Below are 1,319 nucleotides of genomic sequence, written 5' to 3'. Positions count from 1 at the left end.
CCGTGTCAACTCATATAAAAATGTTACCGAAGGATAATGGTTCACTCACGTAATTTTGTTACCCAGTGGAGGCTGTTACATAGCCTCCACTGGGCGCGTAGCGGAGGCAGGCGTCACGGGTTGGGAAAGCAGCGCTTCCAACTGATTGTGTAATGCAAGCGGATCTTGGGAAGTCTGATACGCCTGTAACCGTTGGGTTTGTTCTGGTCGTAGCACGCCCAATTCGATTAACCGGGCAACGGGTGTTTTGGCCGTGTCGAATGTTTTCTTTACACGAGCCCCGCGACGCTCCTTGCCGATCAGCTTGCGAGTGGGCAAGCAGCAATTGAAGTACCGATCATGCAGAGCATAGATGGAGTTGAGCCACTCCACCTGTTCCGTGCGGTCATAGCGTTCGTAGCCGACCAGCTGGCGGACGAGAAAGCCGTTTTTCTGCTCCACGTGAGCATTGTCGTTTTTGCGATAAGGGCGGCTGCGCGTGAAACGAATGTTGTTCGAAGCGCAGAAGGTTTTCAAATGGGCGTTTAAAAACTCTTGGCCGTTGTCACTGTGGATCCCCCAAGGCTGCATGGGCCACTCCGCGATGATGTGCTTGAGCTCACGAAGCACGGCAAGTTGGGATTTGCCGAGCAGCGCGCGTCTGCGGGTGTAGCCGGAGACCACGTCGGTCACAGTCAGCGTATAGGCGAAGTGGCCGAGCGACGATCCGCCGTTGTGTTCGACCAAATCGATTTCCAGCGCGCCCGGACGCGTTTCATCCCAATCGTAGGCGATCATGGGCACTTGTGAACGGAGTTCGGCGAGCGGCTTTCGCTTGTTGACAGCTGGTCTGGCTTTTGGACAACGAAGTGTGGATAACCTGCGCGCCAATGTCGGGCGGCTGATCTTTTGCAACTGCGATATGATAAGGTCGGTAAGGTGCAGGTGACCGTGCCGGGCAAGGCTCTGGGCTGTATCGAGCAGAACAGGATGCAGTCGCTCGGCACAAGGATAATCCAGGGCTTCCCAAACGCGCTCAATGACGGGCATCGCCTCCTGGTAAGCTAATGGCCGATTACGTTTCGATTTCGCTGGTGTCAGCGCAGGAGGGTTCGTGAGAGCGCGGATAGCATGCTTCCGATGGCAACCCAGCACCTTCACGGCGTTGTCAAGGATTGCAGATTTCTCATTTCGCGATTTCGCTCTCATGTATTGATCAGCCAAGGTACGGATTACTTCACGTCGTGTTTTCATGCTCAGTTTCAAAACACATCCCTTCGGTAACATTTCGATGTGAGTGAACCGATGCCTCTTTAGTAACATTTTAACTGAGTGATCGC

General features: G+C 54.0%; 1 protein-coding gene. It reads right to left on the bottom strand.

Annotated elements, in window-relative coordinates; all coding sequences use genetic code 11:
• Positions 1 to 75 precede the first annotated feature (75 nt).
• Positions 76 to 1,319, bottom strand: a 1,244-nt coding sequence (locus POTG_RS22515) for a transposase family protein (RefSeq protein WP_232282379.1), incomplete at its 5' end; no start/stop codon positions are given.

The organism is Paenibacillus sp. oral taxon 786 str. D14, from assembly GCF_000159955.1.
Taxonomy (GTDB): domain Bacteria; phylum Bacillota; class Bacilli; order Paenibacillales; family Paenibacillaceae; genus Fontibacillus; species Fontibacillus phoenicis.
This window is presented reverse-complemented; position numbering and strand designations above follow the sequence as displayed.